Origin of the sequence: Pelagicoccus albus (genome assembly GCF_014230145.1) — a bacterium.
Lineage (GTDB): Bacteria > Verrucomicrobiota > Verrucomicrobiia > Opitutales > Opitutaceae > Pelagicoccus > Pelagicoccus albus.
Genome location: NZ_JACHVC010000006.1, coordinates 196,967 through 210,531, shown reverse-complemented (window position 1 = coordinate 210,531; position 13,565 = coordinate 196,967). Strand labels below are relative to the sequence as shown.

Annotated in this window: 9 protein-coding genes; 2 read left to right on the top strand and 7 right to left on the bottom strand. The window is 51.8% G+C overall.

Annotated elements, in window-relative coordinates:
* Position 1 precedes the first annotated feature (1 nt).
* The 6 genes from H5P27_RS04325 to H5P27_RS04300 form a co-directional block, all read right to left on the bottom strand.
* A complete protein-coding gene (locus tag H5P27_RS04325) occupies positions 2–1,015 on the bottom strand; it encodes a TRAP transporter substrate-binding protein (protein WP_185659148.1) in 1,014 nt (337 codons plus the stop codon).
* A 116-nt stretch (positions 1,016–1,131) separates the two neighbouring features.
* Positions 1,132–2,586, bottom strand: coding sequence for a glycoside hydrolase family 28 protein (locus H5P27_RS04320; protein WP_221774602.1), 1,455 nt, complete (start codon positions 2,584–2,586; stop codon positions 1,132–1,134).
* Between the two features lie 3 nt (positions 2,587–2,589).
* Positions 2,590–5,016 (bottom strand): glycoside hydrolase family 88 protein, encoded by a 2,427-nt coding sequence (locus H5P27_RS04315; RefSeq protein ID WP_185659147.1) that lies wholly within the window; start codon positions 5,014–5,016, stop codon positions 2,590–2,592.
* Between the two features lie 213 nt (positions 5,017–5,229).
* Positions 5,230–8,451 carry a TonB-dependent receptor gene (locus H5P27_RS04310; RefSeq protein ID WP_185659146.1) on the bottom strand — a complete coding sequence of 1,074 codons (3,222 nt, stop codon included), beginning with the start codon at positions 8,449–8,451 and terminating at the stop codon, positions 5,230–5,232.
* A gap of 324 nt (positions 8,452–8,775) precedes the next feature.
* Positions 8,776–9,504 (bottom strand): pseudouridine synthase family protein, encoded by a 729-nt coding sequence (locus H5P27_RS04305; protein WP_185659145.1) that lies wholly within the window; start codon positions 9,502–9,504, stop codon positions 8,776–8,778.
* Between the two features lie 13 nt (positions 9,505–9,517).
* Positions 9,518–11,107, bottom strand: a complete 1,590-nt coding sequence (locus H5P27_RS04300; protein ID WP_185659144.1) for an NAD(P)/FAD-dependent oxidoreductase — start codon at positions 11,105–11,107, stop codon at positions 9,518–9,520.
* Positions 11,108–11,270: 163 nt separating this feature from the next.
* Between H5P27_RS04300 and H5P27_RS04295 the strand changes: the two genes are divergently transcribed.
* On the top strand, positions 11,271–11,813 hold the full coding sequence (locus H5P27_RS04295) for an RNA polymerase sigma factor (RefSeq protein WP_185659143.1): 543 nt from the start codon (positions 11,271–11,273) through the stop codon (positions 11,811–11,813).
* A complete protein-coding gene (locus tag H5P27_RS04290) occupies positions 11,806–12,579 on the top strand; it encodes a DUF3379 family protein (RefSeq protein ID WP_185659142.1) in 774 nt (257 codons plus the stop codon). Before H5P27_RS04295 ends, H5P27_RS04290 begins: the two co-directional genes overlap by 8 nt.
* 19 nt (positions 12,580–12,598) lie before the next feature.
* Here H5P27_RS04290 and H5P27_RS04285 read toward each other — a convergent pair whose 3' ends face one another.
* On the bottom strand, positions 12,599–13,489 hold the full coding sequence (locus tag H5P27_RS04285) for a 5'-3' exonuclease (RefSeq protein ID WP_185659141.1): 891 nt from the start codon (positions 13,487–13,489) through the stop codon (positions 12,599–12,601).
* Positions 13,490–13,565: the final 76 nt, after the last annotated feature.

Here is a 13,565-nt window from a genome sequence, read left to right as displayed (position 1 = left end):
CTTACTGGGCCGCTTGGATTTTATTGAGCCATGGCTCCATCGGGGTGCCGACCAACGTATCAGCGATTGAAGCGCAGGCGGCTTGGAACTCGGCCGGATCGCAATCCACGATTTCCACTCCCGCTGCCACTACCGCAGCCAAAGACTCCTTGGTCTTCTCTGCCCAAAGTTCACGCTGATAGGCGGAAGATTCCACTGCAGCGTCATGCAGCCATTGTTGCTGCTGGGAAGTCAGAGAATCCCAGACCGGGTTGCTAATCATAAGCAGATCCGGAACGCGGGTATGGGCATCAGGGGTAAAGAACTTGCTCACCTCGAAGTGTCGGCTGGATTCGAAACTCGGCGGGTTGTTTTCAGCTCCATCAACGACTCCCTGCGCGAGGGAAGAATAAAGCTCACCCCAAGCGATCGGAGTGGGCGATCCTCCCATCGCTTCGATCATCGCCATAGCCATGCGGCTATTTTGCACGCGGATCTTCATGCCCACTAAATCCTTCGGACTGCGAATCGGCTTCTTCGTGCTGTAGAAATTGCGGCTACCAGAGTCGTAATAACAAAGGCCGTGCAGTCCGGCCTTATCGCCAACCGAAAGCAATTCGGTGCCTATCTCGCCATCGAGGATATTCCAATAAGTCTCTTCATCCTTGAAAAGGTAAGGCACACCAAAAACGCCGAACTCGGGAATGAAGTTCTCCATAGCCGCCGTGGAAGTCTTGGTCATGGCCAACACACCGCCCTGCAGCTGCTCGATACACTGGACCTCCGAGCCCAAAACCCCACTGGGATAGATATCGATGGTCATCGTCCCGCCAGATAGCTCCTCCAAGCGTTCCTTCATGCGCACCATTCCGAGGTGCACCGGATGGGCCGTGTCTAATCCATGGGCGAGCTTGAGTACTCGGGCGCTGGATACGGAGTCGCCACGGTTGGCCGTGATGAACGAGAAAGAGACGCTGCTGACAAGAATTCCAACAAAGAATCCAACAGCGAGAAATGAAAGGGATTTTCTATCCATAGTCTTTAGTTACCGGGGGCGAGGCTCGCTAGAGCCTCAGGGTATCCTGCAGAAAATCACACAGGAGTAAGGAATCAATTGAAAAAGGAGTCTGGCATCATAATCGCCCCCAAAGCCTAGAGGGGGTTGCCCCAACTATCAGTTTTGGCGCCGGTATTCATTAGCACGCCATCTAGCTGTAGTTCTTGAATATTGAGCAAGACGCTGGGCTTCTCCACGCCTTCGAACTGGCAATCTATGAGATGCAAACCAGTGATCGGCGTGTGCTCGTAGCCTTTCACGAAAAGGGCATACTTGCTTTTGGCGCTGACGAGGCGGCGAACTACGATGTTTCGAACAACTGGAGCAAAATCGCCCGCGTCTCCTTCCTCGTAGAGGAAATTTACCTTAATAACCGAATCAGCCACGCTTCCCACCTGCACGTCGCGTACGAAAATGTTCTCGATCAAACCTCCACGTATCGAGTTCGTCTTGATACGAAGCGCTCGCTCCAGATGCGGGCTGTTCATTTCGCAATTTTCGACAAACACGTTCCGCACGCCGCCAGAAATTTCGCTGCCGATTACGACCCCTCCATGACCTTCAGCCATGTTCGAATTACGGACAATGATGTTTTCAGATGGTACGTTGACTCTTCGTCCGTCGTTATTGCGGCCCGATTTGATGGCGATACAATCGTCGCCAGTATCAAACATGCAGTCCTCGATCAGCACGTCCTTGGAGCTCTCCGGGTTACAGCCATCGTTGTTGGGCCCGTGGCTCGAAATGTTCACTCCTCGCACGATTACATTGCGACAAAGCACGGGGTTGAGATTCCACATCGGTGAATTCTTAACCGTCACCCCTTCGATCAAAACGTTTTCGCATTTGTAGGGCTGAATCAAATTGGGACGCAGGTAATCGCCCTCCCCGTAAACTCGCTCTTCCACGGGAACTCCTGCTTCGGCCTGTTCCATTAAGCGAGCTCGGGCAGGACCTTGATGCGGCATGCCTTCCTCCCATCCCCACTCGGAACGGCCCTTCCAGGACCACCAAGCATCGTCACCCGCTTGCCCATCCAGAACGCCTTTGCCGGTGATACCAATGTTCTGCTGGTCGTAGGCATAAATGAGGGCGGAGTAATTATACAGCTCCACACCTTCCCAACGTGTAAACACCGCAGGAAGGTAATCCTTCGGATCCGTACTAAACTTCAGAGTAGCCCCCTCCTCCAAGTGCAAGTTCACATTGCTCAAAAGATGAATAGGCCCGGTGTAGTACGTTCCAGCTGGCACAAGCACCTTGCCGCCCCCTGCAGAGTGACATGCCTCGATAGCTTCGGCTATCGCGTCTCCCGCGTCGACGTTCTCTTCGCCCTCTTTCGCTCCGTATTCACGTATATCGTACACGGCATCACGAAATTCGGGTGCGGCGATCCGTTCCATGATCTCGTCCGCAACCAGCCATTCGTAGGCCTCTTCCTGCGAAACAACTCTCTCTTTCGTTTCGCCCTGAACCTGAACGGACAGCGCAAATCCGGCGAGCGAAAGCGCCGTAATTCCAAACCAAGGGGTTTTCATTGCCTTAAACATAATCTATTTCTCCTCTAACAAAGCAGTAACTTCCAAACCAGCCATCAGAAACGGGCCTATGCCCTTCGGATCGTTTTCTACAACCGGTTCACTCATGTAGTACTCGTAGCTGCCATCGCGGCCAAATCCCAACCCGGCAACGAGACAGATATGGCTCAAACTCGCAGTCCCGTCCGGATGCGGACGCACGAACTCTTTTATCATACCGGAAAATGCTTTCTTGGCAGCGTCGCCATAACGCTCGTCTAGCCATCCATGATTAACACCCTTGGCCAACATGTAGGTAAACATGCTGCTGGCTGAAGATTCTGTATAATTTCCCACCGCATCGGGACGGTCGAGGATCTGATACCAAACTCCCTTCTCCTCATCTTGAACCGCTACAAGAGCCGCCGCCAAATCCTGCAAGATGGGTTTCAAAAGTTCGGACTCTTCAGAATTTACCGGCAGCATTTCTAAGGTATCCACCAAAGCCATAGCGAACCAGCCAAGCCCCCTACCCCAGAAATATTGAGAACGGCCAGTCTCTGGATCAGCCCAAATTTGCTGACGGGATTCATCCCAGGCATGCCAATACAATCCCGTCTCTGGATCGCGTAGTTCCTCCTCGCATACAACAAACTCATGCACCGCTTCAGCGACTTTCTTTGAATCATTAAACGCCTGCTCGTAGGCCACCATAAACGGGATCCCCATGTAGACGCCATCCAACCACACTTGCCAGGGGTAACGCTTCTTGTGCCAGAAGGCTCCATTCTTGGTGCGTGGATGTTCCTCGAGTTGCTTTCTCAGATGATCCGCCGCGACACGGTAACGATCCTCTCCCGTCATCTCGAAAAGCTCCAATAGCATCTTTCCAGAATTGATCTGGTCGATGTTGAAACTCTCGTAGGAATAAGTGGCGACTTCGCCATAGGGACTGACATAAGACGAAATAACGTTTTCAGCCCATTCGAGATAACTCTCTTCTCCAGTTGCGACACCGAGATCGTGTACCGCCTTTGAAATCAAGCCGGTGGTGTAACTCCACTTGGCAAATCGATTCGCTTCCGGGTCATACTGTTCGTGAGCCAAAGTATCTCCACGCCGAGCCAGGATGGAGTCACCCATTCGCTTGGTCCAATAAAGCGCTTTTTCCGCGACGAGTTCACCAGCTTTCTCTGCCCGACCGAGCTCCGAATAGATATCGACTCTCTGAGCGATCGTTAGCCGTTCCACCAACTGATCCAAATACCGCACGAATTCATCCCGACTTGTGATGCCATTGGGCTCTTTCGCCCAAGCCGCAAGAAAACCATAATCGACTCCGCGTACTCGTTTTTTGAAGACAGCCAGTTCGTTTAGCTCATCTTCGGCGAATTTGGCTAAATCCTTTTTGCGAACCAGAATAGCCATCCCGAGATCGCTTCCATCGAGCGACTGAGGCCCCCAAGTAGCGAGGTAAGTGAAGGCCTCTCCAGTTATGTCTGTATCGCCAGTAATGACCTCCACGCCTTCATGTTTCACCAGCCCGGCACAAAGCGGGCCCGCGGGCTCTGATGTCTCTAACCTAACCCAGGTCACGCGACTGCCTGCCTGTATCGAAAGATCCGCTACCAAGTCCATCTTAGGCTGATCCGATCCCTGCCAGCCACGATAAGTGGCCCGAAATTGACTCAAAACCGGCCCGTTCTCCAAAATCTCGTAACTAAGGCCTTCGGTATCTGAGATTCGCTCTGCTGCTCCGTCGACCCAAAGCCCGTAGCCACCAGACCCCAAAGCAGAACCGACCTTTAGGATATCCATCCCCCAATCGCTTTCCTCGTGATAAGAATCGAATCCATCCTGCCCGACCCCCTGTAGGACCATTTCATCAGTGAGCTTGCCAAAGATATCGAACCCGTTTCTCCAATCTAGATAGAAGCGGTAGCCGACCTTGTCACTTTCCCAGCCAGGTCCCTCATATCTAATATACCAAGAGTGGTCGGTGTGCTCCGGCGGTGTATCCATCTTCTGTACATTTTCGAAATGACCTCCGATATACTCTCGACCCTGCCATTCGCCATCCACCTTGTGAGAAATTTCCGCTTGGGTCCTTGGGGCGAACTTGGGAAGGGAATCCGTCTCAACCTCAAGTTCGACCGTTTTTGTCCCACTCTTTTCTAGATCAAGTAGTAGGCTAAGCGATTCTTCGGCGCCATCTCCGTTCGCATCCCAAGCTTGAACTCGGATGGGATCGCCATCCATTTTCGCTACGATTTCGTCGACTGCAGGATCTCCGACCTCGATTCCGAGATCGACCAATCGTAGCGTCACTACTTCATCGATACGTTGAAAGTTCGTTGGATTATCAATAACGACCTCGGCCAAAGGCTCGGCGGCCAAGGCAATAGTGGAAGTCAGCAATCCAGAAGTTATAAAGAAAGTCGTGATGCGTTTTGAATTACTCATAACAAGGCAGAGAGTTGGGGTTTCTTCGTTTGGCTGAAATCCGAATGAATTGATCTCATTTTCGAATTCGAATCGACTCCAGCCAGAGGAAGACACTTCCGTCCCCTGAGAATTAGTCAGATAAAAAAGCGGGTGAGGACAGCCTCACCCGCGGTAATTTTTCAATTCGTCCTCAAGCTCGTATAGAATCTTGGATACGAACAATCAAGCAGTCTAGAAGCTTCCCTTTACACCAAAGAGGTACTGGATACCGAAACGTTCTTCCTTCTCGAGTACCTTCTGACGTTCTCCCGCCGCATTCTTTATGTAGAACCCTTCGCGGAATGGCGCGTTGTTGATACCACGAGCATTGGCAAAGAACGACAGACGTTCGCTGAACTTGTAGCCGAAGTCGGCGTCGATCGAAGTACGCTCCCAACGGAAGCGACCCGCAGACTGCTGTACTCCATTAACAGTGAAGTTGCGCGATCCCATGATTTCGTCACCGCGGATATTCCAACGTAGCTTGAAGTCCCATGGCCCCTTTTCGAAGAGGTAGCCATAGTTAACCGTCTTCTTAGCGAAGTCATTGAAGTCGTTGGCATATGGAGTGTCGTCTGCCTCACCTACTTCCGCGTTGGTGGAGAGGAAGGTTCCATTGGCGTAGATGCTAGAGCCCTTGAAGAAATCTCCGAAGATATCGAGGTCTTGCTTCCAATTAATTTCCACCCCTTGGATTTTCGCCTCCGCTACGTTAGTGGCCACCGAGATCATATAATCGAATGTGCCGTTGAGATCTTCCTCATCCAACCCGTATGTATCGACATCGGATTGCGTGACCGCGTTGCGTCCATAAACAAAGTCCGGCAAGCCCCACTTCGTAACGTCCTCAGCTGTCATTTCACGCGAAACGGTCTGGATGAAGTTCTTCATGTCGTTTTGAAAAAGTGACACGGAGAAGAGACCGGTATCGTCGTAGTAATACTCAGCAGTGATATCTATGTTATCTGATTCACGAGGCAGCAAACCAGGGTTCTTAACGGAAACGGATCCCATTACGCTATCCGGATCGTTTGGCTCGAAAGTATCGGAATTTAGGTATGACGGCGCGTTGAAACTAGTCGCGCCAAACATGGAGCTGAACTCTGGGCGGCCAATGGTGTTCGCATAGCTGAAACGGAGTAGAAGCTTATCGTTCACATCGTATTTGATGTGCAAACTAGGATGGAAACCATCGTAACCATCAGTCGCCTCTGTCGTCTCGTAGTAGTAATCGATTGACGAATTAACGTAGTTGTTGGCACTTCCACGGACAGGCAACAGACCGTTCACGCTGGTATCTTCGTAACGTGCACCAGTGAGAATAGACATTCTGTCGTCAAACAACTTGAAGCTTACCATCGCGTAGGCGGCATCGATATCTTCGTCGAACTCGTACCAACGGGTAATCGTGTGGTTTACCGCAGTGCTTTCTTCGAAAGTAAACTGGTCTGAATTTGCATGGAAGTAGTCATGAATCTGGCTACCGCTTGGCCAATCAAAGCCTTCGTAGCCGAAACCAAGCGATTGGTTTGTGAATACATTATCCACAAATTGGTCCATCCAGAGCTGCTCACCATCGACGTTGTAACCATTGTAGCTGTAGCGAAGTCTGAACTCGGCCGCTTCACGGTGCTGGCGAGAGGTGCGTACGCCAAACTGGAAGTAACCTTGAGTATCACCCAAGGTGAAATCCTTGCGAGCGTTTGCACGAAGTCCAGAAATGATATCCACGGAGTCCTTTGGTCGGTCCTCGACACGACGCAACTCGGTATTGGCATAGTCACGACCACGGTTGGCGATAACATTCATATCTGAATCATAGATAGTGAAGTTGTTCCAAGCTGCGATGCCTCCGTTTTCCATCACAAACTCAGCATACTCATTATCAATGCGCTCCGCCAATTCGTAGAGCATGAAACCGCGTGCATTAGTGCGGTAGTGATTGGTTGCTTCGGATACGCTGTATCCATAGTCGATGGTCCAATCACCCAGATGCTGCTTCATGTTCGCATCGATATGATAGGTGTTACCGTACTTTCCGCGATAAGACGCACCGTGAGAAATGCGATTCGATTCACCAAAGGTATAGGTCAGATCGCTCAAGTCATCGGTGGAACCGACGTAACCATCTGGCATCTCATCCGCATCCAAATCTCCGATACCCCAGTCAGTATTACGGTTTATAAATGTGGAATCGTAGAAGTTCAATTGGCCCTTGAGGCTGAACATGGAGTTCTCGTTTACCTTATAGTCTATGTTGGCGGAAAAGGACTCACGAGTCGTTTTCTTAGGCCCGTCCTGCAACTGCAAACGAGTGTAGTAGATATCGTCGACATCGCCGTTTCCATCGTTTGGCTTTTCCTGCCAATCTCTCCAGCGGAAGCGTTGCTGCGGGTTTGCCATGTTTGACTGCTTGTAGGTCAAAGCGATACCGAGACGGTCATCCATGAACACGTCGGAGTAATTCAACTCGTAGTTAGGCAGCACCTTAGAACGTTCAACATCGCTAGGCCAGCCTGGTGACTTACTGAGGCTGGAGTACTCGCTGTTCATATTGAGCGATACCTTGTAGTTGAACTGCTTACCAAGAGCGAAAGCGTTCTTACTGACCAAGTTCACGGAACCACCGATCGAGTTTGCGGACATGTCTGGTCGTGGTAGCTTGGATACTTCCAAGTGCTCAACGTTAGCCAAAGACACCTGTTCAAGTTCGAAGGAACGGATCGCATTACCCGATCCCGCACTCGCCATCTGAGAACCGTCTACTGTCACTTGCGTGAAGGCAGGGCTCATGCCACGCATCTTGATAGCACGCACGTCGGCAGCGACATAGTTCACGGAAACACCTGGCAAGTTCTTCAAGTACTCACCGATATTGCCTTCCGCTATTTCACCGAATGCTTCCGCATGCTGAACCGATATGAGGTTTTCGGAATTTCGCTGCTCATTGAGAGCCATGGCATTGGCATCGTAGTTCTGACTACCATCGACCTCGAAGGCATCCAGCTCGAAGATCTCTTCATCGCTAAGGTCCTCGTCGATGATGTTTGGCACGAGGCTGATCTCACCTGCACTGCTAATACCAGTATCCACCGTCACGGATACAGTTCGAGAGTGCATGCCTTGGAACGTTGCCTTCAGGGTGTATTCTCCAGAGGCTACTCCAGAGAAACGATAGACACCGTATTCGTCGGTAGTTGTGCTGCGACCGCTTTCTTCGATAGTAACTTTGGCATTGGATACAAGACGCCCCGTAGAAGCGTTCCGTACCTTACCGTTAATAGAGCCTTCAGTTTGGGCATAGCCCGTCGCCAGCATAGCCAACGAGAGCATAAAAAGCGGGATATAGCGAAGCGCCGCCCGCGAGGCGCGACCTAAGGCCACGCATAGGGTAGATTCTTGGTAGAATGACATTATTGAGTATGGGTTTGTTCGGAAAACTGAAAACCACACACGTGTTTGTTTTTGGGGTATAGCAGAAACCAAAACACAATCAGGCAGGGGTAGTCAGTGAGGTAGATTTAACGTATTGGGAGCGAAACGATGCCTTGTCAATAGGATTAATCCCGAGAAAAGGAGCAGGTTTTCGAATGCCTTCTCGTGTTTGTTTCGGGTCCACAGAGAATGCTATAAGACCAAAACGAAGCTATATTCTTTCGGAAATGACTGAGTGATCAGGGGTTATAAAAACAAGGGATACACCGATTTTAGCACAACCTAAAACGAGAGCTAATACTCTTAGAACGGGCATTTAGACTGGGCTGAAAATCGAAAAAAGCGGTGGGCTAACTTGTACTCAAACTCAGTCTTTACGCAATGGAGACAAAGCCTTTTCAGGCCATTCTTAGCCGCGACCTTATTCCTAGAGAAGTCACCATAGGTACGGTCCCCGACAATTGGCATATTTCGCTTGGAAGTCTGGATGCGAAGCTGGTGAGTCCGTCCCGTGACAGGCATGAGAGTTAATCGGCTCACAGCCAGCGGGCCAGGGAAGCCCTCCGCTTTAACGAGTTTTGTCTCAGCATGGAGACCTCCGCCGACCCCAGCTCTCACTCCTCCCTCTGCCTTGCGCACGCTAAGTTTATCTCTCCAGACAGGTGAGCCACCCGGACGGAACCCAAAGACCAAAGCTTGGTAGATTTTCTTCACCTTCTTTTGCTTGAATGCGTCCAAAACCGAGTCTGCTGCAGGTTTGTTCAGCGATAGCAACACGACTCCCGAAGTGGCAGAATCCAATCGATTCAGAAGATAAACCAATGCGTTTTCTTCGTCTCCACCGATCAAGTACGCTTGTTGTTTTTCGTCATAGCCGGCGTCAAGCAATGCCCGTCCCTTATCCCCTTTTCGATTTGGGTGAGACAAGGTACCAGCCGGCTTTTCGACCGCCACAACTCCATTCAAGTCGCACTCCAGCACCTTGACTCCACGGGTCCAAGGCAGGCTTTTGACTTGTTGGGCGTAGGACATGAGCGAATACGGATTAGGCGGGTACGGAACAGGCTGCCTCCGCACAACGCACGCCATCCAGAGCGGCGGATACAATACCGCCAGCATAGCCAGCACCCTCACCGCACGGATACAAACCGGGCAGATCAGGATGCTGCAAGGAGTCCTCGTCTCTCGGGATACGCACCGGTGAACTAGTACGCGTTTCAAAACCGATCAAACTGCATTCGTCGGTTATGTAACCTTTCATAGACTTACCAAACTGCTCGAGCCCTTCCCGCATGCGCCAGGTGATGAACTCCGGCATCAGCTCGTCGAGTCTGCAACTGGTTAAGCCCGGGAAATAGCTGCTTTTCGGCAGGTCGCTAGATAGCTTGCCTTTAAGGAAATCCGTAACTCGCTGGGCGGGAGCTTTCTGTATTCCCCCACCCGATACAGAGGCGACTCGCTCTAGGTTCTTCTGAAATGCGAGGCCTGCCAATATGCCATGCTCTGCTTCAAACTCCTTGGTATCTTCCGGTTCAACCGTAACCACCAATCCAGAGTTCGCAAAAGGAGAATCGCGACGAGCGAGAGACATCCCGTTCACGACTACCTCATCGTTTTCAGTCGCGGCCGGAACGATAAAGCCACCCGGACACATGCAAAACGAGTGTACGCCCCGATCTTCAATCTTGGTAGCTAGACGGTATTTGGCAGCAGGCAAAATCCTGGGACGCTCCGTTCCTCGCTCGTAATGGTATTGGATACTGTCGATCAGCGGCTGCGGGTGCTCAATTCTCACTCCTACCGCAAACGGCTTTTGCTCCAAGCGAACCTTTTCGGCGTGCAGCAAGCGGTAAATATCCCGAGCGCTATGTCCCGTGGCCAATATCAATGACTCGCCCACGAACTCCCGTCCGTCGTGCGAAACCGCTCCGACAAGACGCTTCCCATCGCCTGACCGGATTAGCCCCTCTACCCTAGTTTCGAAATGCACCTCGCCGCCAGCTCCCAAGATGGACTCCCGCATCGCTCGCACCACGTTGGGCAACAGGTTTGATCCGATATGTGGATGGGCATCGGTCAAAATTCGCGGCGGAGCTCCATGCGAAACAAGTGTTTCGTAAACAAAGCGAACAGGTCCTCTTTTGGTGGCTCGCGTGTACAACTTGCCGTCAGAAAACGTCCCAGCACCTCCTTCACCAAAGCAATAGTTGGAATCCTCGATAACGCGCCCCTCTCTCAAAATGGGAGCCAAGTCAAAGCGCCTCGAAATCGCGTCTTTTCCGCGCTCCAGAACAATCGGCTTCCATCCAAGCTCGATGGAACGCAATGCGGCAAACAATCCTGCAGGGCCGCTTCCCACAATGACAAGCTTTCGCGCTCCAAGGGCGACCGGCTTGTAGTCCGGCTTCAACACCGGATCCGAAGGCAAAGGCCCGTGCGTGGAGAGCTCCAATCGCAATTGGATTTTGACCGGAGACTTGCGGGCATCGATGGAGTGCTTCCGCAAGCGAATGTCCTGTATCGACTTAGGGTGGATCTTGAGCTTTCGGGCCGCCTTTTTCTTCCACGTTTCCACGTCCTCCGACTGCTCGAGTGGAAGTACAATGTCTACGATCTGAATCGGGGCCTTGCTCATTTTCAAAGCCTGATAACGCCAGAGCCTGCCTAAGCAATCGAATAAAAACAGTCCCCCAACTAAGCCAAATTTTCGACCTCGCTAAAAAACGGGAATAAATTAAAGCTCGCACGCTCTTACAAAGCGATGGTCCTACCTAACCTTATCGCCAAACCTAACCAAGATGTCGTCTGAACTTCAAACGATCGTAGACGATCATTACCAAAATCTCTACCGGTTCGCCATGAGTTTGACCCGGTCGGCCGACGATGCCTGGGACCTAACTCAAGAGGCCTTCCTGCGGCTCGCCAAGAAGCGTTCCTCGATCCGCTCCGCAGCGGCCATTAAATCCTGGCTGTACACGACCCTTTACCGCGAATTTCTACGTATCGCCAAACGCGGCTCGCGTTTCGACTCCTGGGAGGAAAGCGCCCCGGTAGAGATTGAAATGGAAGAGGAAAGCCCGCAAATCCGTGCCAGCGAGGCTCAAGATGTCATGGAAGGGCTCCTCGCCTTGAAAGACGGATACCGACAAGTCGTTTCCCTCTATTATCTAGAATCCTACTCCTACAAGGAAATCGCATCCATACTCCAAATACCAATCGGGACTGTCATGTCGCGTCTGGCAAGAGGTAAAGACATGCTAAGAAGCCACCTTTCCCAGCCTAAAGAGAAAGAGAACCTCGTCCAATTCTCCAAAACCAACCGGAACACTTCAAATGGATAAGCAGGAAGCGAAATTGATCCTGAGCAGCTACACGCTCGGCCACGAGCCGGACGATGACGAAAAATTCGAAGCTGCCAAAAAGCTGACCGAAAATGATTCGGAGCTATCCGCCTGGTGGGAAGAGCAGAAATCTTCGGACCAAAAATTGAGCGCCTCCTTGAAGAGCGTCCCCGTGCCTGCCGACCTGCAATCCGCGCTCAAGCTCAGCATGGCCGACCGCCAGAGGAAGCGGCTTCGGTTCATCCAGACCAGCAAATGGCTCTCCATGGCGGCCGCAGTTGCCATGGCATTCACCCTTTTCTTCAAATACGGGATAGACCGAAGCGACGACTATCAGGGTCCGCTAGCTCAGCGTGCCTTCAACTATTCGGTCGATGGCCCTCGCCTCTCCTACATGGATCGGGATACGGGCAACCTTAAGAACTGGCTCGCCGCGAGCGGATTTTCCCTCCCCCAACAGCTGCCTCCAAAACTTCTGGAGCTAGAAGGAGTGGGCTGCCGTCCTCTGGAGTGGGCAGAGAACAAGGTCGCCATCATGTGCTTTAATGCCGATACCGTCTATCACCTCTTTATCGGTTCGGAGGAAGATTTCCCCAATTTCGAGGCGTCGGAAATAATCGGATACGAGCAGGCCAATGAGGACTGGGCTATCAGCAAATGGAAGCAAGATGACCACTTGTTTGTGCTGACCGCTAAGACCACGGTCGACCAGATGTCCGCCTATCTCGCGGACTACTCGCCGAGTTCACTTTCCGGCCAACTTTAACTACGCCGGCCGGAGACGACTAGAAAAGTTCGCCCTGCGAATAGCGCTTCAACGCCTCCGCATGGTGGCTTTTCATTTCCATCTCTTCCAGTATCTTGCACAGCCCATCGAGATCGAGCTTGCCGGTGTCCAACTCAATTCCCTCGTGATGGCTGAGATTGAAACCGATAATCCGGCGATTGATCGACAAGCGATCTTCCAGAGTCGGTAGCAATTCTCTGAAACGTGGCGGCTTGATCTGCTCTGAGTTAGCCAAAATTCCGTCCACGTCTCCGTATTCGAGCAGCCACTTCACCGCAGTCTTGGGACCGCAGCCGGGAACTCCTGGGATATTATCCGAGACATCTCCAATGAGGGAAAGGTAATCGATCATCTTGGAAGGCGGCACTCCCCACTTGGCCTCCACTCCCTCGGGATCGAGATTCCTCCAGCCCAAACGTGGGTTCGCGGTTGGAGGCGGCAAAAGCAGATGGATTCGATCCGTAACCGTTTGGGCGAAGTCCTTGTCCGCGCTTACGATTTTAACTTCCGCAGTCGAATCTGCGGCCACTAAGCGAGTGGCGTAAGCGGCAAGCAAATCATCGGATTCAACGCCGTTTAGCTCCACAAGCCCGAATCCCATCGCTCGGGTCAAGTCCTTGATGATCGGCACCTGTTGCTCGAAGCCTTCCGGAGCTTCAGCCCTATTCGCTTTGTATTCAGGCAACAACTCCAACTTTTCTTGAGCTCCGCCAAGGTCGAAAAACACGGTCACATAATCCGGCTTTTGGTCGTCCATGAGCTTCCACATGGAGCGAACCCAGCCATAGAGAGCATTAGTCGGAAAACCGTCCGAACGACTGAGTTCCTTGACCGCGTAAAAAGCGCGGAACGCCATATTGAAACCATCAACCAAAAGGTATTTCGCCATCGACCTAGACAAGCTGGCCTTCGCCCCTTTTCAAACCCAAAGACGAAACAAAAAAGCCCGACCTCTAATCGGCCGG